The sequence below is a fragment of the Guyparkeria halopsychrophila genome (assembly GCF_044582135.1).
Lineage (GTDB): Bacteria > Pseudomonadota > Gammaproteobacteria > Halothiobacillales > Halothiobacillaceae > Guyparkeria.
Map to the genome: position 1 here is coordinate 37,695 of NZ_JBDODP010000007.1, position 25,193 is coordinate 62,887.

A 25,193-nucleotide genomic window follows, 5' to 3' on the forward strand; every position below is an offset into this window, starting at 1 on the left:
CTGAAACGTCAGGGCCCGGGTCGGGCCGAACGGGCACCGCCGACCGGCGGCCCCCACTCCTGCATGGCGGCACATTATGCCACAGCCCGTCAGAACGACGCGCCGATCGAGAACTGGAAGCTCTGAGTCCGGTCTTCAGGCTCGTCGTTGAGCGGCTGGGCGAAGCTGAACATCAGCGGGCCGACCGGCGAGATCCAGCTCAAGCCAATGCCCACCGACTGGCGCATCGAATCGGCCTCGAAGTTCTCGATGTCGGCATAGGCATTACCGACGTCCCAGAACAGCGACATGCGCACCGAGTCGCGCTGCTCGGTCAGGAACGGCAGCGGCGAATAGATGGCCAACCCGCCATTGAGCTTGAAGGTGCCGCCCATCGGGTCGTTGTTGTTGTCGCGCGGACCGAGCGAGTAATCCTCGTAACCACGTACCGACCGGATGCCGCCGGTGAAGTAGTTCAGGAACGGCGGCACGCCGTCGTAATACTGGCTCACCCCGGCGTAGTCGTTCTGGGTATCGCCGTAGGACTTGATCTGACCGACATTGCCGTGCGCCTGCAGGGTGAACAGGTCGGTCAACGGCAGGTAGAACTCACCGTCGTACTCGCCCTTGACGTAGGTCAGGTCACCGCCCGGCACGGCCACCGTCGCCGACAGGCTATGGTACTGGCCCGCGGTGGGGAACATGTGGCGATTGCGCGAATCGTAGCGCCAGGACGGCCGGATCGTGAAGGTGTAGAACTGCTCACCATCAAAGCCCGGGCCGGGGTTGTCGCCATCGGCTTCACCGGTCACCCAGCTGGGCGAACGGGTTGTCGCCTTGATCTCCTGGCTCTCGACGCCAAAGGCGATCGAACCGTAGGTCAGCTCCGAGAGCGGCACGCCGAAGTTGATATTGCCGCCGAACGAGTCCACCAGATACCGGGACAACGACAGCTCGGTGCCATCCTGCTTCTGGTAGAACAGTCCGAACCCCTGACTGACGCCGTTGACGGTGAAATACGGGTCGCGGTAGTTGAACTGGTAAAACTCGCGGTACGAGCTGCGCTCGACGTTAATGCCCACTTCCTTGCCCGTGCCGAGGAAGTTCGGCTGGTTCAGGCCGACGTTGAACAGCACACCCTCGGACTGGGAGAAGCCCACGCCGGCGGTCAGCGAGCCGGACAACTGCTCGGTGATGTCGTACTCGATATCGACCTGGTCCGGCGCCTCGGGCACCGGCTTAATCTCTTGCTCGACCGTCTGTACCGACGGCAAGCGTTCGAGACGCTGCTTGGAACGATCGAGCTTGTCACCCGCATACCAACTGCCCTCCATCTGCCGCATCTCGCGGCGATAGACGACCTCGTTGGTGTTGTAGTTGCCCTTGAATTCGATATTGCGCACGTTTACGCGACGGCCCGGCTCGAGGTTGAAGTCGACCACCACGGTCTTCTCGTCCTCGTCGATATCCGGGCGCGGCTCGACCCGCGCGAAGGCGTAGCCGTAGTCACCCATGCGGCTGCCGATCGCATCGCTGGTGTCGACCACCTGGCGGCGATTGAAGTACTCGCCCACCTCGACTTGCGTCAACTCCTCGAGGGTCTCCTCGTTGAGTAGCATATTGCCGCTGTAGGTCACGTCCGTGACGGTGTAGCGCTCACCTTCGGTGATGTTGACCACCACCTCGATGTCCTTCTTGTCCGGCGTGATGGTCACCTGGGTGGAGTCCACCGCGAACTTGAGGTAGCCACGGTCAAGGTAGAACGAACGCAGACGCTCGAGGTCCGCCGACAGCTTCTGCTTGGAATACTGGTCGGCATTCGACCAGAAACGCCACCAGGACACCGGGCCGATCTCGAACTCCCCGAGCAGTTCATCCTCGTCGAAGTCCTCATTGCCGATGATCCGCACGCGCCGGATGGAGGCCGGCTTGCCCTCGTAGATCTCGATATTGACGAAGACGCGATTGTCCTCGAGCTCCTCAACCTCGGTCTCGATCTGCACACCGTACTGACCCAGGCTGTAATAGACGCGCTGCAGTTCGGTCTGCATCTTGTCCAGCGCCCGCTGGTCAAGCACCCGCCCTTGGACCAGCCCGATCGACTTCAAGGCTTCCTGCAGCTTTTCGGTCTCGACCTTGTCATTGCCGTTGACTTCCAGCGCCGTGATAGTCGGGCGTTCTTGCAACCGGATCAACAGCGCGTCGTCCGGGGCCCGTCCCACTTGGACGTCCTTGAAAAAGCCGGTGTCGTACAACGCCTCGACCACGCGCGTACTGTCGCCGGCCTGGAAGTCGTCGCCGACCTCGTACGGGATGTAGGTGAACACCGTGCCCGGGGAGATGGTCCGCAGACCCTCGACGCGGATGTCGGTGATTTCGAATGCCTGTGCCAGCGTTGGCAAGAGAAGCAGCGCGGCAAGCGCCAGGGAGGTGCAGCGTTGGGTGATGGTCATGCCGAAAGGCTTTCCTGGTCAGGCGGATGGATTGGAACTCGGGAGTCCGGCCGCGGCGCGGCCGACTCGCCGACCCGGCACAAGGGTAAAGCCGGGGTATTGTGGCCCAAGCGGGGCTAGTGCATCAACCGCGCAATGTCGTTGTAGAAGACCACCACCATCAGTAGCCCGAGCAACAGAATGCCCAGGCGGGCGAAGGCTTCCTCGAAAGCGGCGCCAACCGGCCCGCCCTTGATCGCCTCGATGGCATAGAGAAGCAGGTGCCCGCCATCGAGCATCGGAATCGGCAGCAGGTTGAGAATGGCCAGCGAAAGACTGACCAGGGCGAGAAAACCGAGGAAGGTCGACAACCCCAGCAACAGGCTCTTGCCGGCATACTCGGCGATGGCGACCGGCCCGGACAGGTTGGCGATGCTCGCCTCGCCCGTCAGCAACCGGTGGAATACCGACAGCGTCAACGTGGTCATCTCCCAGCTGCGCTCGACGGCAAGCCCCATGGCCTCGACCGGCCCGGCGCGTTCCAGCAGGAACATCGACTCGGACGCCTTGGGGTCGAGCGGGCGCGCGGCCAATGCGACGCCGATCCGCCCGACGGTTTCGCCTTTCACCTCCGTGGGCCGCGGCGTGACAACCACGTCGTCACGGCCGGCATCCGTCTCGATGGTCAATCGGGTCGATTCGCCCGCTCGGGCACTAATCACCTCGATCAACGCCCAGGGGTCACGGTATTCGCGCCCGTCGATCGCAACAATCCGTGAACCGACCTCAAGCCCAGCGGCCATGGCAGGCGAATCGGGCTGAACCTCGGCAATCTCGGCATGAGCCGGCGCTCGCCAGAGCGCGAAACCCACCCGCTCGAGGATATCGGTGGGCTGTCGGCCGATCTCCCCGCCCAACGGGTCGAGTTCGCGCAGATCGAGCGTCACCTCCTGGCGGCCACCATCGCGTTCGATGGTGATCGGCAACTGTTGCTGCTCGATCGCGCCGTTGAGCAGCGACAAACGCAGATCCGAGAGGGTGATCACCGGGTCGTCGTCCACGGCACGGATGATGTCGCCCTCCTGCAGCCCCGCCGCGGCAAGGCGCGACTCGTCACCCAGATCGCCGACCTTGGGCAACACGCCCTGGGTGCCCACCATGAACATCAGCCACCAGAACACCAGCGCAAGCACCACGTTGGCCGCCGGGCCGGCGGCCACGACAGCGGCCCGCACCTTCAACGACTGGCGATTGAAGGCGCGGTGGCGCTCGGCTGGATCGACCGGCCCTTCCCGCTCGTCGAGCATGCGCACGTAGCCACCCAGCGGGAACAGACCGACGCGGTACTCGATCGATTCCGGGCCACGACGGGTGGAGAAAATCGCCCGCCCGAAGCCCAGCGAATAGGTGAGCACCCGCACACCCAGGCGGCGTGCCACCCAGAAATGGCCGTACTCGTGGAAGGCGACCAGGATGCCGATGGTCAGCAGAAAACCGACCACGCTGAGAAGAATTTCCATCGTTCAGTCCCCACCCGCCGCGCCGCTAGCGCGCGTCCGGCACCATGACGCGGCCCATGTCCGCACCTCCCGATCCGCGGCCAACACCGCTTCGATGCTTTCGGGCGGACCGGAGGTGGCATCGCCGGCAAAGTGCGTCATGGCAGCCTGGAGCGCGGCCGGGATGTCCATAAAGCCGATTCGACGCTCGAGGAAGGCGGCGACGGCGACCTCGTTGGCGGCATTCATGACCAGGGGCATGGCCCCACCGGCGGCCAGGGCCTCGAAGGCCAGGCGCAGGGCGGGAAAGCGTTCGGGATCCGGCGCTTCGAAATGCAGCCCGGCCAGCGCACCGAAATCCAGCGGCGCGACCCCCGATTCGATACGCTCCGGCCAGGCCAGCGCGTGGGCAATGGGGGTGCGCATGTCCGGCTCGCCCAGCTCGGCGATCACCGAGCCGTCGACGAAGCGTACCATCGAGTGGATCACCGATTCGGGATGCACCAGCACCTCGATGCGATCGGCGGAGACCCCGAACAGCCGCGCCGCCTCGATCACCTCGAGCCCCTTGTTCATCATGGTGGCCGAGTCGACCGAGATCTTGCGGCCCATCGACCAGTTCGGGTGCGCGCAGGCCTGCTCGGGGGTGATCGCTGCGAAGTCGGCCAGCGGCCGCTCGCGGAATGGCCCGCCGGAGGCGGTCAACACCAGCCGCTCGATTTCATCGCCGTCACCCACCAGCCCGGCACGCCCCACCACGGCGGCCTGGTCGGCCGGCAGGCACTGGAAGATGGCGTTGTGCTCGCTGTCGATCGGCAGCAGCGTCGCCCCGGCACGGCGCGCCACGTCGAGCATCAGCTCGCCGGCGGCGACCAGGGATTCCTTGTTCGCCAGCAGCACCCGCTTGCCGGCGGCCAGTGCATTCCAGGTCGAACCCAGACCCGCGGTCCCGACGACGGCCGCCACGACCGTATCGAGCGACGCGTCGCCGGCCAACTCGTCCACGGCCGCCTGCCCAACCACCACAATCGGTCGCTGCGCGACGGGCAGACCGGCGAGCCGCTCTTCGAGCGCCGCGCGCCGGTCGGCATCGACCAACCCGACCGTCGCCGGACGAAATCGCTTGATCTGTTCGAACAGGGTGTCGACTCGCGAGTGGGCCACGAGCACGTCGACGGAGAATCGTTCCGGGTGACGGGCGAGCACGTCCAGGGTGCTCGTACCGATGCTGCCGGTCGAGCCGAAGATACCGATGCGGGTCTGCACCATGTCAGCCTCCCAGCAACTGCATCTGCCACAGCCCCAGCCACCACAGGGGCATGGCAGCAAACTGGCCGTCGAGCCGGTCGAGCGCCCCGCCGTGACCCGGCAGTACGTGACCGCTGTCCTTGACCCCCGCCTCGCGCTTGAGACGCGATTCCTCCAGATCCCCGCCCACCGATGCCAGCGCGACCAGCACGCACCAGACGGCCAGAAGCCAGCTCGGCGTGGCCGCAAACAGCGGCAATAACGCCCCGATCGCGGCAAGCACGGCCACGCCGGCCACCCCGCCGACCGCACCCTCGATGGATTTGCCCGGACTGATCATCGGCGCGAGCTTGTGCCGGCCGAAGGCCCGCCCGGCGAAATACGCCAGCGAATCGGCCACGACGACCACGAGGATCCCGAACACCAGCAACCACTCGCCATGCGGAGCGGCATGCACGTCCACCAGCGCCACCCAGAACAGGGGCAGGATCAGCAACCCCGTCAAACGGCGTTGCCAGAACGGCCGCGTCGGGGGCTGCCGGCGGCGATAACGCAGTTGTGCCGCGAACAGGACTGTCCAGACGAGCGCGGCGGCGAGCATCAGCCACACCCGTTGATCGGCAGGCCAGCCCCACTGCCACCCCACCGCCAGGGCAACGGTCACCAGCACCCAGGGCCAGATCTGACAGGGAGCAAGACCGCAGAGCCGAAACCATTCGACGGCCGCCCAGCCCAGTAAGACCAGGGTCAGGCCGGCAAACACGCGTTCGGGGGCGAGAAGGATGACGGCCAGCGAGACCAGGCCGGCGATCGTCCCGGTAAGCAGACGCAACGGTGTGCCGGTCATTGGTTTGCCTCGTTGGAGTCGACGCGACCAAAGCGACGCTCCCGCCCGGCGAACCAGGTCAAGGCGCGATCGAATTCGCTCTCGTCGAATAGCGGCCAGAGCACGTCGATGAAATAGAGCTCGGCGTAGGCGGCCTGCCAGAGGAGGAAATTGCTCAGCCGGCGTTCCCCGCCGGTGCGGATGAACAGGTCGACCGGCGGTTGGCCGGCCGTGGCCAGCCCGGTCTCGAAGGCCGAGTGCAGCGTCTCGGGGTCGTCGAGCGCCAGCGGGGACCGGGCGTGACGTTCGGCCAGCTGCCGAGCGGCCTGCAGGATGTCCCACTGGCCGCCGTAGCTCACGGCAATCTGCAGCTGGAGACGATCGTTGCCAGCCGTGCGCGCCTCGGCGGCCTCCATGAGCCTTCGCACCGAGGCATCCAGGCGCGAACGCTCACCGATGAAGGTCAGGCGTACGCCATTCTCGTCAAGTTCGTCGAGCTCCTTCTCGAGCGCGTTGATGAACAGCTTCATCAACGCATCGACCTCATCAACCGGACGTTTCCAGTTCTCGGAGGAGAAGGCAAACAGGGTGAGGAGCGGCACCCCGCGGCGCATGGCCGCGCGGATGGTGGCGCGCACCGCGCGCCGCCCCCGTTGATGACCGACGGTGCGCGGCAGGTGACGCGCCCGGGCCCAGCGTCCATTCCCGTCCATGACGATTGCGACGTGGCGCGGCAGGCGCGCCGGATCGATCTCCGGCGCCGTGTCGTGGTCGTGGCTATCCGCCCGCACGTCGCCTCAGACTTCCATCAGCTCTTTTTCTTTATCCGCCACGAGCTGGTCCACTTCGGCGACCCGTTCGTCGGTCACCTTCTGGATGATGTCCTGACCGCGGCGCTCGTCATCCTCGGAGATGTCCTTCTCCTTGAGAAAGCCCTTGAGATCGTTGTTGGCATCGCGACGGACATTGCGAATGGCGATCTTGGCGTTCTCGCCCTCGTTGCGGACCACCTTGCCCAGGTCGCGACGACGCTCTTCGGTAAGCGGCGGCATCGGAATACGGATCACGGTACCCGCGGTCGACGGGTTGAAGCCCAGATCGGAGGTCATGATCGCCTTCTCGATCTTGCCCACCATGTCCTTCTCCCACGGGGTGACCGCCAAGGTGCGCGAATCCTCGGCCGACAGCCTGGCGACCTGGGAAAGCGGCACGTCGCTGCCGTAGTACTCCACGTGGATATGATCGAGCACGCTGATATGCGCCCGCCCGGTGCGGATCTTGGAAAGCTCGCCCTTGAGCGCCTCGATGCTCTTGTTCATGCGCGAGCGGGCGTCTTTGACGATGTCGTCAATCATTCTTTTCGTTCTCCGCTGTCACCAGGGTCCCCACGGCTTCGCCGGCGACGGCGCGCACCAGGTTCCCCGGCTCATTGATGTCAACGACCATCAGCGGCATCTGCTGATCGCGGCACATCACGATCGCGGTAGCGTCCATGACGCCCAGCCGCTGGTCGAGCACGGCATTGTACGTCAAATGATCGTAGCGTTCCGCATTGGCATCCAGGGTCGGGTCGGCACTGTAGACTCCGTCCACCTTGGTCGCCTTGATCATCAGATCGGCATTGATTTCCGCTGCCCGCAGACTGGCGCCGGAGTCGGTAGTGAAGAACGGATTGCCCGTCCCGCCGACCAGAACGACCACCCGTCCTTTTTCCAGATGACGAATCGCACGACGACGAATGTAGTCCTCGCACACCGCGTGAATCGACACGGCCGACATGACACGCACCTTGAGCCCAAGCTGCTCGAGCACGTCCTGCATCGCCAGGCCGTTCATCACGGTCGCCAGCATGCCCATCTGGTCGCCGGTCACGCGATCCATGCCGCCGCCGGCCAGGCCTTCGCCACGGAAGATGTTGCCACCGCCGACGACCACGGCCACCTCGACCCCCTGATCCTTGAGTGACTGGATATCTGCACCGAGGCGACTGATCACCGCCGGGTCGATCCCGAATGACTGGTCACCCATCAGCGCCTCGCCGCTGAGTTTGAGCAGAACACGTCGATAACGGGGAGAGCCGGCAGCTTGCATTTCGTTCACCTGTGGGCTGTGAGCTTGCGTGGGACAGGCCGCTCGCGCCGGGGCGCGGCGGCTTCTCGGATATTCCTGCGTAAACCCCGTCGAGTGACGCCCACTCGCGTGGAACCGGACGACGGGGCTTAGGCGGAAATTCCGCGATTCAAAAAAAAGCCGGGGCATGCCCGGCTTTTCGGCGAGGGGATCAGCCCCCCTTGACCTGCGCCATCACTTCGGCGGCGAAGTCGCCTTCCGCTTTCTCGATGCCTTCGCCGACCTCCATGCGCTCGAAGCGAACCACCTTGGCGCCCTCCTTCTTGAGGAGTTGACCGACGGTCTGGTCGGGGTCCTTGACGAACGGCTGACCGACGAGGGTGATCTCCGCGAGGAACTTGCGGATCCGACCGTCGATCATCTTCTCGACAATCTCCGGCGGCTTGCCGGATTCGGCTGCCTGGGCGCGGAAGATCTCGCGCTCCTTCTCGACGGTGTCCTCGTCGACCTGCGACTCATCGACACAGCTCGGCTTGGTCGCCGCCACGTGCATGGCGAGATCGCGCGCCAGCTCCTCGCTGCCACCCTCGAGTTCGACCAATACGCCGATGCGCTCGCCGTGACGGTAGGCGCCGATGACGCCGCTGGTCGCCAAGCGCACGAAACGGCGCATCTGGATGTTCTCGCCCAGCTTGGCAACCAGGGCCTTGCGGCGATCGTCGGCCTTCTCGCCATCGACCTCGAGGGCATTGACGGCGTCCATGTCGGCCGGGTCGTCGGCCAGGACACGCTCGGCAACCGCACTGGCAAAGCCGGTGAAATCATCGCCCTTGGAGACGAAATCGGTCTCGGAATTGATTTCGACCATCGCGGCCGACTTGCGGTCGTCGCTCAGCGCGATGGCGACCTGGCCTTCGGCGGCAACGCGGCCGGCCTTCTTGTCGGCCTTGGCCAGACCGCTCTTGCGCATCTGCTCGATCGCGGCCTCGATGTCGCCGTCGGTCTCGACCAGTGCCTTCTTGCACTCCATCATCCCCGAGCCGGTGCGCTCGCGGAGTTCTTTGACCAGAGAGGCAGTAATTGCCATGAGCTGTCTTCTCCCGAAACTGTCTAGTACAAAAACAACGGGTCAGGCGACCCGTTGTTCAGAAATCTGCAGCGGAGCGACCAAATCGGCCACCCCGCTCCAAGCGGCGATTACTTGGCCGCTTCTTCCTCGTCAGCGACTTCGACGAAATCCGATTCGCTGACGCTGGTCGCACCCTTGGCGTCCAGCACCGCGTCGGCAACGGCGCCGGTGTACAACTGGATGGCGCGGATGGCGTCATCGTTACCCGGGATGACGTAGTCGACGCCCTGAGCGCTGTTGTTGGTATCGACCACGGCCACGACCGGGATGCCCAGCTTCTTGGCTTCCTTGATGGCGATGTCTTCGTGACCGACGTCGATGACGAACAGGGCGTCCGGGAGGCGCTCCATGTCCTGGATACCACCGATCGAGCGCTCCAGCTTGGCGCGCTCACGGGTCGTCTCGAGGGCTTCTTTCTTGACCAGCTTGGCCAGACTGCCGTCCTCTTCCATCTGCTGCAGCGTCTTGAGGCGACGGATGGAGGCACGAACGGTGCGGAAGTTGGTCATCATGCCGCCGAGCCAGCGGTGATTGACGTACGGCATGCCGCAGCGCTTGGCTTCCTGCTCGATCAGGTCACGGGCCGAACGCTTGGTGCCGACGAACATGATCTTGCCACCGTTACCCGCCAGCTTGCCGACGTAGTTCAAGGCGTCCTCGAACATCGGCAGCGTCTTTTCCAGGTTGACGATGTGGATCCGGTTGCGCTGACCGAAGATGTAGGGCGCCATGCCCGGGTTCCAGTATCGAGTCTGGTGACCGAAGTGGACACCGGCCTCGATCATCTGACGCATCGTAATTTTAGCCATTGGTAACTACCTGATTATATTGGGTTAGGCCTCCGCCACATCTGACAGCGCAACCCCGGCCGAACCGTTGGGCACCCCGCGCTGCCATCTTGATGGGCGTGTGGAATTTCCGGGACAGCGTGATCAAGTCACGGCCCCGGCGCGCGGATTATACGGGAGAACGCCCCGAGACGGAACCGCCGCATTCGACCGGGCCAAAAACAGGACGACTCGTTGTGGGCAGCCCGTCAGACCGCCGCGTAACGCCGCACGACGTCGGCCAGGCCCTCGGCGACCTCACGCACCTGCTCTCGGGAGTCCCCCTCGACCATCACACGAATCAAGGGCTCGGTCCCCGACGGGCGCAGCAACACGCGACCACGCCCGGCAAGTTCGCGCTCGGCTGCGGCCACGGCCTCGACAACCACCGGGTCTTCCAGCGACAGCGGGCGCTCGATGCGCACGTTGACCAGCGTCTGCGGCAACACGGTCATCGGTTCGAGCAGCTCGGTCAGTGATCGCTCGCGACGCGCCATCTCGGCCAACACTTGCAACGCGGCGACGATACCATCGCCCGTCGTGTGGCGATCCAGGCACAGCAAATGACCGGAGGACTCACCACCCAACAACCACTGCTCGCGCCGGAGCGTCTCATGGACATGGCGATCGCCCACCTTGGCACGCAGGAACGGCCGGTTCAGCTCCTCGATCGCCTGCTCGAGCCCCAGGTTGCTCATCAGGGTGCCGACCACCCCGCCGGCATAGCCCTGCTCGATTCGACCCGCGGCGATGACATACAACAGTTCGTCACCATCCCGAATCATGCCATCGGCATCCACCATCACCACCCGATCGCCATCGCCATCGAAGGCGATGCCGAGGTCCGCACCCGTCTCGCGTACGGCAGTCTGCAGCGCCTCGGGGTGGGTCGAGCCGAACCCTTCGTTGATGTTGAACCCGTCAGGCGTCGCGCCGATGACCTCGACCTCCGCGCCCAGTTCGGAGAACACCCGCGGGGCGACTTGGTAGGTCGCCCCGTGCGCGCAATCAACGACGATGCGCAGACCCGCGAGGCTCATGCCGATCGGCACCGTGCTCTTGCAGAACTCGATATAACGACCGGCGGCATCGCTGATGCGATCGGCCTTGCCCAACTGGCGGCTGTCGATCACCTCCAGGTCCCGGTCGAGCATCGCCTGAATCTCGTCTTCGACCGCGTCCGCCAGCTTCTCCCCATGGGCGGAAAAGAACTTCACGCCGTTGTCGTCGAACGGATTGTGGGACGCGCTGATCACGACCCCGGCGGACGCCCGCAAGGTGCGGGTCAGATAGGCGATCGCCGGCGTCGGCATGGGCCCAAGCAGGCGCACGTCAACGCCGGCGGCGGAAAAGCCTGACTCCAGGGCCGACTCGAACATGTAGCCCGACACGCGGGTGTCCTTGCCGATCAACACCCGGCGCCGACCATGACCACCCAGCACCTTGCCGGCGGCCCAGCCCAGCTTGAGCACGAACTCCGGGGTCATGGGCCACTGTCCGACCGCCCCGCGCACTCCATCGGTTCCGAATACCCTGGTCACTCTTTTCTCCTCGCCATCATCAACCGGGTCACATCAACAACCCGCGTGCAAACACAAAAACGCCGGCATCATGGCCGGCGTCCAAGATTCGCTCCCTCTGCCCGACCGGATCACCCGACCAGACTCAGGCGACGATTCACTCCTGCTCGATGACCTGATCTTCGCCGATGGTGGCGACGTAGGCAGAGATGTTGTTGATATCCGCGTCGGACAGGTGGGTTGCCTGCGGGATCATCGCGTAGGAGTACTGCCCCATTTCGGTGCCCTTGCGATACACCTTCAGCAAGGAGGCAACCTGGGAAGCCGGCATCCCCTTGAGCTTGGGCGCGTTCATCAGGTGACCACCTTCACCCTGCTCGCCGTGGCAGATGGCGCAAGAGGAATACAGGGCCCCACCACGCTCGACGTCGGCCTTGGCAAGACCACCCTCAGCCTTGTCCTCGCCCTTGTCGCCACTCTCTGCTTGCGCGGCTTGGTCGCCCTCGCCACCGTCGCCACCACCGAACTCGTCGGCGATGAAGGCGGCCAGGTCGGCGATATCGTCATCGGACAAGCCGGAGGCGTTAGGCGCCATGGTGCCGAAACGGTCACCCAGGTCAACGCTCTTGAGGTAGTCCTGATCACCGTCGCGGTAGGCGGCCAGCTTCTTGGCCGTCTCGTCCTGACCCAGGCCGGTCAGTTTCGGGAATGCCCCGCCCTGACCGCCGCCGTCGGCACCGTGACAGGCCGCGCAGGAGGCGTACTTTTCCTTGCCCGCGGCGACATCGCCGGCGGCGTGAGCCAGCATCGGGGCCGCAAGGGCACTACTGGCGGCAAGAGCAATAAGTGAACGACGCATCTGTTTCATGATTCTTCTCTCAACTGTTGCACCCCGCGGCATCCGCCGGGCAGAAAACACCACGATGTCAGCGACATCGGAAAACGGCGGTCCGGCGGATTGGCGGTGATTTCAAGTCAACCAAATTAACCCCGCCGGGCAAAATATCAGAAAATCCTAATTCGTTCCAAGGCAAACGCTTTTATGGCTTAAAAGCCAGGCTTTGTGCATTTGCGACGGCCCGAGTCATGCCACGCGCATGGCCCGCCAAACCGACAACGCGTCACGCGTGGCCTCGACATCGTGAACGCGGAGCACCGCGGCCCCGCGTTCCGCGGCCAGCAGGGCCGCCGCCGCACTGCCAACGGCACGCCGTTCGACCGACTGCCCGGTGGCCTCGCCAATCATGCGCTTGCGCGACATGCCCACCAGGATCGGCGCGTCCAGTCGCGCAAGTTCTTCAAGGCGACGCAGCAAGGCAAAATTCTGCTCGTGGGTCTTGGCAAACCCGAACCCCGGATCCACCACGATACGGTCGGCCGGGATCCCCGCTGCACGCAGGCAACCCATTCGCTCGGAGAGGTAGTCGATCACCTCGGTCACCACGTCGCCGTAGTCCGTGTGTGCCGCCATGTCGCCGGGCTCGCCGCGCATGTGCATTACGCACACGGTGGCACCACTCGCGGCGGCGGCCTCGACGGCACCCGGCCGGGTCAGCGCCCGCACATCGTTGATCAGGCAGGCGCCCACCTCGACCGCGCGACTCATCACCACCGGGGAACTGGTGTCCACCGACAAGGGGCAATCGAAACGCGACGCCAGGGCTTCGATCACGGGAATGACGCGGGCCAGCTCCTCCTCTTCGGCAACCGGCGAGGCGCCGGGGCGCGTCGACTCACCGCCCACGTCGATCAGGTCGGCACCCGCCTCGATCATTGCCTGTGCCGCCTCGACCGCCCGTTCGACGGTATCGAAACGACCCCCATCGGAAAACGAGTCCGGCGTGGCATTGAGGATGCCCATGATCAGCGGGCGTCCCGTCTGCCGCCAGTCCGGACAGGCGCGCGGGGCCCCCGTCATCCGCCGCGCGGGCCTCCCAGCGGATCGCCACTGGGCGTGCGCTTGCCGTCATCATCGGACTCGGGACGCTCGTCGTCATCCGACCCGCCCTCGTCGCGAGCGGGCTCGTCGTCCTCGATCTCGTCATCGGTGGTGTCGATGTGGGTGCCCGAGCTCGGCGGCTGGTTACCCGTACCGGAGCCACGCTCGCCCCAGTCCTCGGGTTCACGCACCGGACGACGCTCCATCAGGTCGTCGATCTGGCCGGCATCGATCGTCTCGTACGTCATCAACGCCTCGGACATGGCGTGCAGTATGTCCATGTTCTCGACCAGAATCTGGCGGCAACGCTGGAAGTTGCGGTCGATCACGTCCTTGATCTCGACGTCGATTACTTCCTTGGTCTCGTCGGAGAAATGGCCGCCCGAGGCCTGACGCCCCATGAACGGGTCGCCATCGTCCTCGGAGTAGTAGAGCGTGCCGAGCTTGTCGGACATGCCCCACTTGGTGACCATGTTGCGCGCGAGTTCCGTGGCGCGCTCGATGTCGTTGGAGGCCCCGGTGGTCACCGCCTCGTCACCGAAGATCAACTCCTCGGCAATACGCCCGCCAAACAGGCTGGAGATATTCGACTCGAGCTTGCGCTTGGAATAGCTGTAGCGGTCCTGATCGGGCAGGAACATGGTGATGCCCAAGGCCCGACCGCGCGGGATGATCGAGACCTTATAGACCGGATCGTGTTCCGGCACCAGGCGACCGACGATCGCGTGACCCGCCTCGTGGTAGGCAGTCAGTTTCTTCTCGTCCTCGCTCATCACCATGGACTTCCTTTCGGCGCCCATGATGATCTTGTCCTTGGCGCGTTCGAGGTCGGCCATGGTCACGTCCGACTTGTTCGACCGTGCCGCGAACAACGCGGCCTCGTTGACCAGGTTGGCGAGATCCGCGCCCGAGAAGCCCGGCGTGCCGCGGGCGATCAGTGACGGTTCGACGTCCTTGGCCGCCGGCACCTTGCGCAGGTGGACGTTGAGGATCTGTTCACGGCCGCGCACATCCGGCAGGCCGACCACCACCTGGCGGTCGAAACGACCGGGACGCAGCAACGCCTTGTCGAGCACGTCGGCGCGGTTGGTCGCCGCGACCACGATCACGCCCTCGTTGCCGTCGAAGCCGTCCATCTCGACCAACAACTGGTTGAGGGTCTGCTCGCGCTCGTCGTGACCACCGCCCATCCCGGAGCCGCGATGACGACCGACCGCGTCGATCTCGTCGATAAAGATGATGCAGGGCGCTTGCTTCTTCGCCTGCTCGAACATGTCGCGAACGCGCGAGGCACCCACGCCGACGAACATCTCGACGAAATCCGAACCGGAGATCGAGAAGAACGGCACCTTGGCCTCGCCGGCAACGGCCTTGGCCAGCAGGGTCTTGCCGGTGCCCGGCGGGCCGACCATCAGCACGCCGCGCGGGATGCTGCCACCCAGGCGCTGGAACTTGCCCGGATCCTTGAGGAAGTCGACCAGCTCGACCACCTCTTCCTTGGCCTCGTCGGCACCGGCCACATCACCGAAGGTGACCTTGACCTGGTCCTCGCTCATCAGCTTGGCCTTGGACTTGCCGAAGCTCATCGCCCCGCGGCCACCGCCGCCCTGCATCTGGCGCATGAAGAAGATCCAGATCGCGATCAGCAGAATGAACGGGAACCACTGGATGAAGATCGTCATCAGCAGCGACGGCTTCTCCGGCGGCTTGGCGTTGATCGCCACGTTGTTGTTGAGCAGGTCACCGACCAGGGCACGGTTGTCCGTTTCCGGGCTGTAGGTCTCGAAGCGAGTGCCCGTGCCGGAGGTGCCCTTGATGGTCTGACCTTCGATGGTGACCGAGTCGACGCGCCCGCTCTTCACGTCCTGAATGAACTGTGAGTACGGCACCGCACTCGTGGTGGTCGCGCGTTGATCGAAGCTGTTGAACACTGTCATCAGCACGATCGCGATTACCACCCAGATCAGGATGTTCTTGGTCAAATCGTTCAACGCAACACCTCTGCGTACAGCCGCAAACAGGCGGACACCCTCGATGCCCGCCTGCCCTGGCAAATCAATGAATCGAATATTGTTCCGACAACCTTATCTCACGCGCTTGCCGGTTGCCACCAGATAGACCTCTCGCGAGCGTGGCCGAGAGGCCTTTGGCTTGCGCACCACCACGCGATCGAAGTGCTGACGCGCCTCCTTGACGTACTCGTCGAACCCCTCGCCCTGGAACAGCTTGGTGACGAACGCGCCTTTCGGCCTGAGCATTCGATCACAGAAATCCAGTGCAAGTTCCGCGAGATACATCGAGCGGGGAATGTCGACCGAGTCCACACCACTCATGTTGGGGGCCATGTCGGAAAGCACAAGATCAACGTCGCTCTCGCCCAAGGCCGCCTCCAATTCGTGCAAGACGGCGTCCTCGGAGAAATCGCCCTGTAACACCGTGGCATCGGCAAATTGATCCATCGGCAACAGGTCGAGGGCAAAGACGTGTCCCTTACTCCCGACTATCTGGGCGGCGTACTGGGTCCAGCCGCCCGGCGCGGCGCCCAGGTCGACCACCGTCATGCCCGGACGCAGGAAGCGGTCGCGCTCGTTAAGCTCGATCAGCTTGTAGACGGCGCGCGAACGCCAGCCCTCGCGCTGGGCCTTCTGCACGAACTCGTCGCGAAAATGCTCGGTGAGCCATCGTTTGCTGCTGACCGACCGCGCCATGAGGCCTCCGGGTAGGACGTTACAAGGGAGCGGGATTATCCCCTATCGCCCCCGGCGACCCAAATCACGGCTATCGAACGGTCGGCCAGGTTCACGAAGCCGCCACGCCGCAACGAACGTCGATCGGATAGCCGACGGGGTGAGCTTGGCCTCAGCCCGGCCTCAATGAGAGTGATGACCGCCGTCGCCGTGGTCATGCCCGGCGGGCCGCGCCTCTCGCGGGCGCACCACGGCATCGACCGTCTGCCTGCTGCCATCATCGAAGCGCAATTCGATGGGGATGCGCTGACCTTCGGTTGGTGCCTGCTCGGGACCGATCAGCATGATGTGGAGCCCACCGGGCGCAAGCGAAACCGACTCGCCGGCTGGCACCTGGATGCGCTCCTGGCGCACCATCCGATGCATGCCGTCCTCATTGAACGATCGATGCAGCTCCACCGTCTCGAAGCCGGGCGCGTCGGCCCCGACCACGTTCACGGGCGCCTCGCTGGCGTTACGCAGCTCCATGAACGCGGCCGTGGCGTAGGCACCCGGCGGGGCCAGCACCACCGTTGGCTCACGCACCTCCAGTTCGGCAGCCGAGGCCGGGAGCGTCACCACGGCGGCGAACGCGGCGGCGATCAGGAAGGAAAGACGTTTCATTCGGGGCGTACCTCAGCTAGGAATGATTGGATCATCGTGACGACCCGGTCGGAGTGATGCGGGCCGGGCAACAGGGCAAGCATGCGTCCCTGCGGGTCGATCAGGCGAAAACCGGTGTCGTGATCGACACTGTAGCGTCGTTCGCCCGGTGCATGCTCACCGATGCGATAACCCGCCTTCACCGCGGCGGTGACCGCGTCGATCCCCTCGCGCGATCCGGTCACCGGCACGAACTCCTCGGAGAAGAACGCGGTGTACTTCGCTAGGTGGGCGGGCGTGTCGCGCTCCGGGTCGACCGAGAGAAACACCACCTGCCAGTCAAATTCAGGCAAACGCTCCTGCAACGCCGGCAGGATTCGGGATAGCTGACCCAGTTCGGTCGGGCAGATGTCGGGGCAAAAACTGTAGCCCACGTAGAGCAGGGTCCAGCGCCCGGCAAACAGCGCCGAGGTATCCACGGGGCCGTCCACACCTTCGAGCACCACCCCGGGCACGGGCATGGGCGCCTCGGGCGCACGCAGCACCAGTGGCGCGGGGCTCTCGTAGCCGGCAAGCGGATTGGTTTCGGCGTTCTCGACAGCCGGCTGACAACCGACGAGCAACCAAACGAGGACGAAGGGCAGAGGCAGTACGCGCAGCAACATGGTGTCGGTCATTGGTCCGTGAGTGTCCAGAGCGGTAAACTGCCGGGTCATCCACGGCGTTGCAATGTGTGATTTCACACAGCCGCCTCCCTGATTCCCGGAGAACCCCGACGACATGGACCTTACCGCCCGCCAGCGACAGTATCTTCGTGCCGAAGCACACCACCTGAAACCCGTAGTACTCCTCGGCCAGAACGGCCTGACCGAGGCAGTACTCCTGGAAATCGAGCAGGCACTCGAGATCCACGAGCTGATCAAGGTTCGGGTCCCGGGGGTCGAGCGCGACGAGAAGCGCGAGATCATCGACGCGATCACCGAGGCGACCAAGGCGACCCTGGTGCAGACAGTCGGTCACATCGCCGTGCTGTTCCGTCCGCGGGCCAGCTACTCTGACTTCAACCTGCCCAAACCGGGGAAAGCTCCCCAGCGATGATCCCACTGCTCGGGCCGGATCCGTGGGCGTTCCCGCCGGTCACCAGTGCCCTGACAGAACCCAACGGCTTGCTGGCCGCCGGGGGCGATCTGTCGGTCGAGCGACTGGCGGCGGCCTACCGCCGCGGCATCTTCCCGTGGTATTCCGAAGGTGACCCGATCCTCTGGTGGAGCCCCGATCCGCGCACGCTGCTCACCCCCGAGCACTTTCACGTCTCGCGCAGCCTGGCCAAGTGGCGCCGTCAGCAGCGCTACCAGGTCACGGTCGACACGGCGTTCACCGAGGTGGTCGACGGCTGCGCCGGACCACGACGCGGCGACCCCGGCACCTGGATCGTGTCGGCGATGCGTCAGGCCTTCATCGACCTGCATGCCGCCGGCATCGCCCACTCGGTGGAGGTCTGGCAGGGAGACACCCTGGTAGGCGGTCTGTTCGGCAGTCGCATCGGCCGGGCAGCCTTCGGCGAGTCCATGTTCAGCCGCGCGCCCAACGCCTCGAAGTTCGCGCTGGCCGCCATCCTGGTCGACGGCGCCTGGGGACCGATCGAGTTTCTCGACGCCCAGTTCACCACCGAGCACCTGCTCGGACTGGGAGCCGAGGAATATCCGCGCTCGGTATTCACACGCTGGCTCGACGAAGCGGCCGGTGCGAACCGCCCGAGCGAGACGCCAAGCGAGTTGCCGAACAAGTTGTGATAAAACATGGGCGCCTGTTAGCTCGCTGATCGTTCACGCCGCGAGCGCCGCCGCGCCACCCCGCCCATTTCAAGGAACGAGACACCCCATGCCAGTCGACACCATGGGCATCCTGCTGACACTGTTGCTGATCTCGGTCGTCGCCGTGGTCGCCCTGCGCCGTCTGAACCTGCCGGCGATCCTCGGCTTTCTCGCCGTTGGCATGGTCGCGGGACCGCACGCACTCGGGCTAGTCAAGGACATTCACGACATCCACCTGATCGCCGAGTTCGGCGTGGTGTTCCTGCTGTTCATGCTCGGGCTGGAATTCTCGCTGTCGCGACTGATCGCGATGCGCCGGGCGGTCGTCGGCATGGGCGGGGCACAGGTGCTGCTCACCGCCGTGATCACCGGCGGGACGGCGTTGCTGATGGGCTTTTCCCCGGCCGCGGCCTTCACGCTGGCCGGGGTGATGACCGTCTCCTCGACGGCGATCGTCATCCGCCAGCTGGGCGAGCAACTGGAGGTCAATTCCCGACACGGCAACAATGCCGTCGGCATCTTGCTGTTCCAGGACATCGCGGTCATCCCCTTCCTGATCGTCATCCCGGTACTGGGCGTGTCCGGACCGGCGGGCGACGCGGGCAACCTGACCCTCGAGATCACGCTGACACTGGCCGCGGGCGTACTCGCCGCCATCATCCTGTTCTTCGGCGGCCGCTGGGTACTGCGGCCGCTATTTCGCGAGATCGCCAAGTCCCGCTCGGCCGAACTGTTCACCCTGGCGGTGCTACTGACCGTGCTGGGCGCCGGCTGGCTGACCAACACCGCGGGCCTGTCCTGGGAACTGGGCGCATTCCTGGCCGGCATCGCCCTGTCCGAGACCCAGTACAAGCACCAGATCGAGGCCGACATCCGTCCGTTCCGCGACGTGCTGCTGGGGCTGTTCTTCATCACCATCGGCATGATGCTCGACGTCGGCGGCCTGGGCGAGATCGGCCACTGGGTACTGATGTTCCTGGCCCTGCTGATCTTCGCCAAGTTGGCGATCATCTTCCTGATCGGCCGGGCGATGGGGGAGGCACCCGGTGTGGCCCTGCGCTCGGGGCTGGTCCTGGCCCAGGGGGGTGAGTTCGGCTTTGCCATGCTCTCGATCGCCAGCCCCGGCCTGATGACCGACATGGAGCACCAGATCGTGCTGGGCACGGTGATCTTCTCGATGGTGCTCACGCCGATCCTGGTCAAGTACAACGGCGCGATCGCCAAGCGACTGGTGCCCGGTTATGAGAAAAGCCGGATCGAGCACAACATCGAGGTGCGCGCCGATGCCAGCGACCTATCCCGGCACGTGCTCATCTGCGGGTTCGGCCGGGTCGGCCAGAACGTCGCCCGCCTGCTCAAGAGCGAAGGCATCGACTACACCGCGATCGAGGTCGATCCGGATATCGTCCAGCAGGCCAACGAGGCGGGACTGCGGGTGTACTTCGGCAACTCGACCCACCTCGACATCCTGCAATCGGCGGGCCTGAATCGGGCGCGCGCCGTGGTGATCAGCCACCTCGACGATGCCTCGACCATCAAGACCATCGAGGTGATCCGCGGCCACAATCGCGACATCCCGGTGATCGTGCGCACCCGCACCGACGAGCACCTCGACCGCATCCACGAGGCCGGGGCCACCGAGGTAGTCGCCTCCGTCTACGAGATGAGCCTCGCGCTCGGCGGTCACGTCCTGCGCACGCTCAATGTGCCGTTAGCGAAGATCCTCCGCCAGATCCAGGAAATCCGTCAGGCCGATTACGCCCCGTTGCGTCACACCTTCCACGGTGACCGTGCCCGGGACGAGAATGATTTCACCCTGCTCGCGCCGCGCACCATGAAGAACGTCGCGCTGGTGCCGGGGGCCGCGGCGATCGGCAAGCGACTCGGCGCGCTCTTGACCGACCACGACGATGTCGTGGTCGACGCCATCAATCGCCACGGCATCCGCGGCGAGAGCCCCAGCGACGAGGTCGAGCTTGAGGAAGGCGACGTGCTGACCCTGTACGGCTCGCCGGAGACCCTCGACACCGCCGAACAATTGCTGCTGACCGGCCGTCCCGACTGACGGTCGGGGCAAGAAAATTGGAAATATGCGGGCATTTCACTAGGATGTGAGTTATCGATGACAGACACCTGATCCCGACATCAGGGGAGGCAAGCGACATGATCGCCAATGTGGACAGCGGCTACAGCAACGTGGCGGCGGCCGATGGCATGCTCTCGACACCGTCCAATCAACAGACGGCCAACCCGAGCGCTCAGACCCGCAACACGCCGGTCCAGAACCCGGTGGAGAATCGGGTCAACGGCGGCGAGCCGACCGCCACGGCACAAAACCGTGCCGGAGACGAGCAACAGGACGGCGGTCCTGGCAGCATGATCGACGTGCGCGCCTGATCCGATCGGGATCGGCACGGGGCAGCGACGACGGCTGCCTGGGAATGCGGGCTCCGGCCCGCATTTTTTTGTTGCCGCGATACCGGCAACGGCCACCGCCGCCATCCAGCCCGTCTCTCGTGCAGCCGCGCGGCAAATAGGCGACAATCGCGCCTCCGAATCCGACCGCCTTGAATACACGCCGGCCCCCGCGGGGCCCGCCTCGACCACGACCCGCAACCGACCCCATGAGCGACGCCCAGCAGTCCATCGCCCAGCCTGCCGATCACCGCGACCCGATCTACCTGCGCGTGCACACAGAGCTCGGCCGAGCGCTGGCCACGCGCTTAGCCGCCGTCGCCGCGGACCGGCCGGTACTAGCCGTGCTGCCCGACAGCCGGACGGTCAACGACATACGCGCCGCGCTGGCATTCCTGGGCGTCGAGGCCAGCATCTTCCCCGACTGGGAAGTCCTGCCTTACGACCGCTTCTCGCCGCACCAGGACCTGATCTCCGACCGGCTCTCGCGGCTGTGGCGACTCCCCGGCGAATCACGGGGCCTGACCCTGATCGCTGCGCCCACCCTGCTCCAGCGCCTGCCGCCGCCGGCCTTCGTCACCGGCCAGGGCATGGTGCTGGAGGTCGGGCAGCGTCTGGACCGTGAGGCCTACCGCCAGCAGCTCGCGGCGGCCGGCTACAGCCTGGTCTCCACCGTCGAACAGCACGGCGAATACGCCCTGCGCGGCGGCCTGATCGACGTCTTTCCAATGGGCGCCAACGAGCCGGTGCGCATCGACCTGTTCGACGACGAGATCGAGACCCTGCGCCATTTCGACCCGGAATCGCAGCGTTCCACCGAGACGGTCGAGGCCATCACCCTGCTGCCGGCCCGCGAATACCCCCTGACCGACAAGGGCATCGCCACCTTTCGCCAGAACTGGCGCAACACCTTCCCCGGCGATCCGACCAGCGCCCCGATCTACCGGCAGGTGTCCGAAGGGCTGGTACCGGCCGGCATCGAGAGCTACCTGCCGCTGTTCTTCGAATCGACCGCGTCGCTATTCGACTACCTGCCAAAGTCGGCGCGACTGTTGCTGTTCGACGGGGTCGAGCGGGCGATCGAGGGCTTCGTTCACGAGACCAGCGAGCGCTTCGCCCAGCGTGCCGGCGATATCGATCACCCCATCCTTGCCCCCGAGGCGCTCTACCAGACACCGGACGAGTTTGGTGAACACATCAAACGCCTACCCCGCTGGCAGCTCGTGGCCGGCTCGGACGACCGTTTCCCTCAAGCCGCTGACATCGGCGACCGACCGCTGCCCGACCTGACGGCCGGTAGCGCTGCCCAGCAGGCCGTGATCGAGCGGCTCGCTGAATTCGTGCGCGCGTTCGACGGCCACACCTTGCTGGTCGCCGAGAGCAGTGGCCGCCGGCAGGCCCTGGTCGAGCAGACCAACGCCGCCGGCCTGAAACCGCTCGGCATCAAGGGCTGGGACGAGGCGGACAAGGCGTCGGTGACCATCGCGGTGGCCGAGCTCGAGCATGGCGCCATCCTGCCGACGGCGGGCCGCCCCGTGGCGGTGATCAGTGAAACCAATCTGTTCGCCGAACGGGTCGCACAACGACGGGCCAAGTCGCGCCGGGGTCGAGACGCCGATGCGATCATCCAGAACCTCGACGATCTCGCCATCGGCGCACCGGTGGTTCACGAGGATCACGGCGTCGGCCGCTTCCAGGGACTGGTCACGCTGGAGATGAACGACCAGCCGCAGGAGTACCTGTTGCTGACCTACGCCGACGACGACAAGCTCTACGTGCCGGTCTCGAGTCTCGAGCGGATCTCGCGTTACACCGGTGGGGCCGAGGATACCGCCCCACTGCACCGACTGGGCTCCGGGCAATGGGAGAAGGCAAAAAAGCGCGCCGCCCAGCAGGTGCACGACGTCGCCGCCGAACTCTTGGACGTCCACGCGCGCCGGGCCGCACGCAAAGGCACCTCGCTCAAGGTCGACGAGGCCGACTCTCACCAGTTCGCCGGGGAATTCGCCTTCGAACCGACCGACGATCAGCGTCTGGCCATCGAGCAGGTGCTGGTCGACATGGCGGCCAGCCAGCCGATGGACCGCGTCGTCTGCGGTGATGTGGGCTTCGGCAAGACCGAAGTGGCAATGCGCGCGGCCTTCGTCGCCGTCGAGAACCATACCCAGGTGGCCGTGCTGGTACCCACCACGCTCCTGGCCGAGCAGCACCTGCGCAACTTTCGTGACCGCTTCGCCAACTGGCCAGTGACCATCGAAAGCATGTCACGCCTTTCCGGCAGCAAGAAGACCGCCGAGCTGCGCGAGCGAATCAAGGCCGGCAAGGTCGATATCGTCATCGGCACCCACAAGCTACTGCGCGATTCACCGGAGTTCGCCAATCTGGGGCTGGTGATCATCGACGAGGAGCAGCGTTTCGGCGTGCGCGACAAGGAGCGCCTCAAGGCCCTGCGCGCCGAGGTGGACCTGTTGACGCTGACCGCCACGCCCATCCCGCGCACGCTCAACATGGCGCTCTCGGGCATCCGGGACCTGTCGATCATCGCCACCCCACCGCGCGAGCGCCTGGCGGTCAAGACCGTGATCCTGCGCTGGGACGAGGTGCAGATCCGCGAGGCGATCCAGCGGGAATTGAAGCGGGGCGGTCAGGTGTACTTCCTGCACAACGAGGTCAAGAGCATCGATCGCATGGCCCGCCTGGTCGAGGAAATAGTCCCCGAGGCGCGCATCGGCGTGGCGCACGGCCAGATGGGCGAGCGCGGGCTTGAACAGGTGATGTCGGACTTCTACCACCAGCGCTTCAACGTGCTGGTCTCGACCACCATCATCGAGTCGGGGATCGACATCCCCACCGCCAACACCATCCTGATCCACCGCGCCGACAAGTTCGGCCTGGCGCAGCTCCACCAGCTGCGCGGCCGCGTGGGCCGTTCGCATCATCGCGCCTATGCCTACCTGATCACCCCGGAGCCAGGGCAGCTCACCCCGGATGCACAGAAGCGGCTCGAGGCCATCGCCGCGCTCGAGGACCTGGGCGTGGGCTTCACGCTCTCCACCCACGATCTCGAGATCCGCGGCGCCGGCGAGCTGCTGGGCTCGGGGCAGTCCGGGCAGATGCACGAGGTCGGCTACCGCTACTACATGCAGCTGCTCGACCGGGCAGTCGCCGCCATACGCCAGGGCCGCGAACCGGCACTCGACGCCCCGATGCAAAACGTGAACACCGAGGTCGACCTTGGCGAGCCCGCGCTGATCCCCGAGGACTTCGTCAACGACGTCCACACCCGCCTAACGCTCTACAAGCGCCTGTCGACAGCGACGGACAACGAGGCGCTCGACGAGCTCAAGGTGGAGCTCATCGACCGCTTCGGGCTGCTGCCCGAGCCGGTGGTCGCCCTGGTCGAAACCCACCGGCTGCGCATCCGCGCCCGACGACTCGGCATCATCAAGGCGGAGCTCACGGCGCGCGGCGGCCGCCTGATCTTCGGCGAGAATGCCCGCGTCGATCCGGCCAAGCTGGTCGCCGCCGTGCAGGCCGCCCCGGACACCTATCGACTGTCGGCCGATACCCTGCGCTTTAACCGGGACATGCCGAGCCTGTCGGACCGGCTGCACACGATCGACGCCATCCTGCAGGACATCGCCCTGCCCGAGGCCGCCAAGGCGAACAAATGACCGACTCCAGCGCACACGACACGCCCAAGCCACCCGGGCGCCCCGCCCGAACCGCCCCGCTGTGGCGACGGGCCGCGGCGCTGTTCTACGACACGCTGTTCGTCATCGCCGTGGTGATCCTGGCCACGTTCATCGCACTGGTGTTCACCGGCGGGGAGCCCGTCCCGCCGGAAGGACCGATCCAGTGGCTGTTTCGGCTCTACCTGCTGGCGTGGATCGCGGCCTACTTCCTGTTTTTCTGGTGTCGGCTCGGACAGACCCCCGGCATGAAGGTCTGGCGCCTGCTGCTGATACGCGAGCACGATGGCAACTGTGTTGCGCCGATGCTGGCGCGCTTTGGCTTCGGCGTGCTCAGTCTGGCGACACTCGGCCTGCTGTTCTTCACCGCGCAATTCGATCCGCAGCGACGCAGTTGGATCGACCAGCACCTGTCGATGCGGGTCGTCCAGTTACTGCCCAACGGCTGAGGCAATCAGAACCCGACCAAAGCAA

22 protein-coding genes are annotated in these 25,193 nt (G+C 65.3%); 6 read left to right on the plus strand and 16 right to left on the minus strand.

The window, feature by feature from the left end; translation table 11 throughout:
- Positions 1-89: 89 nt before the first annotated feature.
- The 16 genes from bamA to ABGV18_RS04575 all read right to left on the minus strand — a co-directional run bounded on the left by bamA (position 90) and on the right by ABGV18_RS04575 (position 17,475).
- Positions 90-2,432 (minus strand): outer membrane protein assembly factor BamA, encoded by a 2,343-nt coding sequence (bamA, locus tag ABGV18_RS04500; protein ID WP_396584995.1) that lies wholly within the window; start codon positions 2,430-2,432, stop codon positions 90-92.
- A 116-nt stretch (positions 2,433-2,548) separates the two neighbouring features.
- Positions 2,549-3,931, minus strand: coding sequence for an RIP metalloprotease RseP (gene rseP, locus ABGV18_RS04505; RefSeq protein WP_396584996.1), 1,383 nt, complete (start codon positions 3,929-3,931; stop codon positions 2,549-2,551).
- A gap of 3 nt (positions 3,932-3,934) precedes the next feature.
- The gene (gene dxr / locus ABGV18_RS04510) at positions 3,935-5,179 is read right to left on the minus strand and encodes a 1-deoxy-D-xylulose-5-phosphate reductoisomerase (protein ID WP_396584997.1); all 1,245 of its coding nucleotides are present in this window, start codon (positions 5,177-5,179) and stop codon (positions 3,935-3,937) included.
- 1 nt (position 5,180) lies between these two features.
- Positions 5,181-6,005: a phosphatidate cytidylyltransferase gene (locus ABGV18_RS04515; RefSeq protein WP_396584998.1), complete on the minus strand. Its 825-nt coding sequence runs from the start codon at positions 6,003-6,005 to the stop codon at positions 5,181-5,183.
- Positions 6,002-6,775, minus strand: coding sequence for a polyprenyl diphosphate synthase (gene uppS, locus ABGV18_RS04520; protein WP_396584999.1), 774 nt, complete (start codon positions 6,773-6,775; stop codon positions 6,002-6,004). Before uppS ends, ABGV18_RS04515 begins: the two co-directional genes overlap by 4 nt.
- A 6-nt stretch (positions 6,776-6,781) precedes the next feature.
- Positions 6,782-7,339 carry a ribosome recycling factor gene (frr, locus tag ABGV18_RS04525; RefSeq protein WP_396585000.1) on the minus strand — a complete coding sequence of 186 codons (558 nt, stop codon included), beginning with the start codon at positions 7,337-7,339 and terminating at the stop codon, positions 6,782-6,784.
- A complete protein-coding gene (gene pyrH, locus ABGV18_RS04530) occupies positions 7,332-8,075 on the minus strand; it encodes a UMP kinase (RefSeq protein ID WP_396585001.1) in 744 nt (247 codons plus the stop codon). The genes frr and pyrH overlap by 8 nt, the downstream gene beginning before the upstream one ends.
- Positions 8,076-8,265: 190 nt before the next feature.
- Positions 8,266-9,141, minus strand: coding sequence for a translation elongation factor Ts (gene tsf, locus ABGV18_RS04535; protein WP_396585002.1), 876 nt, complete (start codon positions 9,139-9,141; stop codon positions 8,266-8,268).
- 110 nt (positions 9,142-9,251) lie between these two features.
- The gene (gene rpsB, locus ABGV18_RS04540; RefSeq protein ID WP_396585003.1) at positions 9,252-9,992 is read right to left on the minus strand and encodes a 30S ribosomal protein S2; all 741 of its coding nucleotides are present in this window, start codon (positions 9,990-9,992) and stop codon (positions 9,252-9,254) included.
- A gap of 227 nt (positions 9,993-10,219) precedes the next feature.
- The gene (gene glmM / locus ABGV18_RS04545) at positions 10,220-11,551 is read right to left on the minus strand and encodes a phosphoglucosamine mutase (RefSeq protein WP_396585004.1); all 1,332 of its coding nucleotides are present in this window, start codon (positions 11,549-11,551) and stop codon (positions 10,220-10,222) included.
- 136 nt (positions 11,552-11,687) lie between these two features.
- Positions 11,688-12,398 (minus strand): c-type cytochrome, encoded by a 711-nt coding sequence (locus ABGV18_RS04550; protein ID WP_396585005.1) that lies wholly within the window; start codon positions 12,396-12,398, stop codon positions 11,688-11,690.
- 216 nt (positions 12,399-12,614) lie between these two features.
- Complete coding sequence (folP, locus tag ABGV18_RS04555) at positions 12,615-13,448, minus strand: dihydropteroate synthase (protein WP_396585006.1); 834 nt, start codon at positions 13,446-13,448, stop codon at positions 12,615-12,617.
- Positions 13,445-15,460: an ATP-dependent zinc metalloprotease FtsH gene (gene ftsH / locus ABGV18_RS04560; RefSeq protein WP_396585007.1), complete on the minus strand. Its 2,016-nt coding sequence runs from the start codon at positions 15,458-15,460 to the stop codon at positions 13,445-13,447. Before ftsH ends, folP begins: the two co-directional genes overlap by 4 nt.
- A 93-nt stretch (positions 15,461-15,553) precedes the next feature.
- Positions 15,554-16,177, minus strand: coding sequence for a 23S rRNA (uridine(2552)-2'-O)-methyltransferase RlmE (gene rlmE / locus ABGV18_RS04565; RefSeq protein ID WP_396585008.1), 624 nt, complete (start codon positions 16,175-16,177; stop codon positions 15,554-15,556).
- Between the two features lie 162 nt (positions 16,178-16,339).
- Complete coding sequence (locus ABGV18_RS04570; protein ID WP_396585009.1) at positions 16,340-16,819, minus strand: copper chaperone PCu(A)C; 480 nt, start codon at positions 16,817-16,819, stop codon at positions 16,340-16,342.
- Positions 16,816-17,475, minus strand: a complete 660-nt coding sequence (locus tag ABGV18_RS04575) for an SCO family protein (protein WP_396585010.1) — start codon at positions 17,473-17,475, stop codon at positions 16,816-16,818. Before ABGV18_RS04575 ends, ABGV18_RS04570 begins: the two co-directional genes overlap by 4 nt.
- Positions 17,476-17,578: 103 nt before the next feature.
- Between ABGV18_RS04575 and yhbY the strand changes: the two genes are divergently transcribed.
- The 6 genes from yhbY (at position 17,579) to ABGV18_RS04605 (ending at position 25,168) form a co-directional block, all read left to right on the plus strand.
- The gene (gene yhbY / locus ABGV18_RS04580) at positions 17,579-17,896 is read left to right on the plus strand and encodes a ribosome assembly RNA-binding protein YhbY (protein WP_396585011.1); all 318 of its coding nucleotides are present in this window, start codon (positions 17,579-17,581) and stop codon (positions 17,894-17,896) included.
- Complete coding sequence (aat, locus tag ABGV18_RS04585) at positions 17,893-18,591, plus strand: leucyl/phenylalanyl-tRNA--protein transferase (protein WP_396585012.1); 699 nt, start codon at positions 17,893-17,895, stop codon at positions 18,589-18,591. The genes yhbY and aat overlap by 4 nt, the downstream gene beginning before the upstream one ends.
- A gap of 88 nt (positions 18,592-18,679) precedes the next feature.
- Positions 18,680-20,677 carry a cation:proton antiporter domain-containing protein gene (locus tag ABGV18_RS04590; protein WP_396585013.1) on the plus strand — a complete coding sequence of 666 codons (1,998 nt, stop codon included), beginning with the start codon at positions 18,680-18,682 and terminating at the stop codon, positions 20,675-20,677.
- Between the two features lie 98 nt (positions 20,678-20,775).
- A complete protein-coding gene (locus ABGV18_RS04595) occupies positions 20,776-21,009 on the plus strand; it encodes a hypothetical protein (protein ID WP_396581200.1) in 234 nt (77 codons plus the stop codon).
- 227 nt (positions 21,010-21,236) lie between these two features.
- Positions 21,237-24,701 carry a transcription-repair coupling factor gene (gene mfd, locus ABGV18_RS04600; RefSeq protein WP_396585014.1) on the plus strand — a complete coding sequence of 1,155 codons (3,465 nt, stop codon included), beginning with the start codon at positions 21,237-21,239 and terminating at the stop codon, positions 24,699-24,701.
- Entirely contained in the window at positions 24,698-25,168 is a 471-nt protein-coding gene (locus tag ABGV18_RS04605) for an RDD family protein (protein WP_396585015.1), read from the plus strand. Before mfd ends, ABGV18_RS04605 begins: the two co-directional genes overlap by 4 nt.
- The last annotated feature ends 25 nt before the right edge of the window (positions 25,169-25,193 follow it).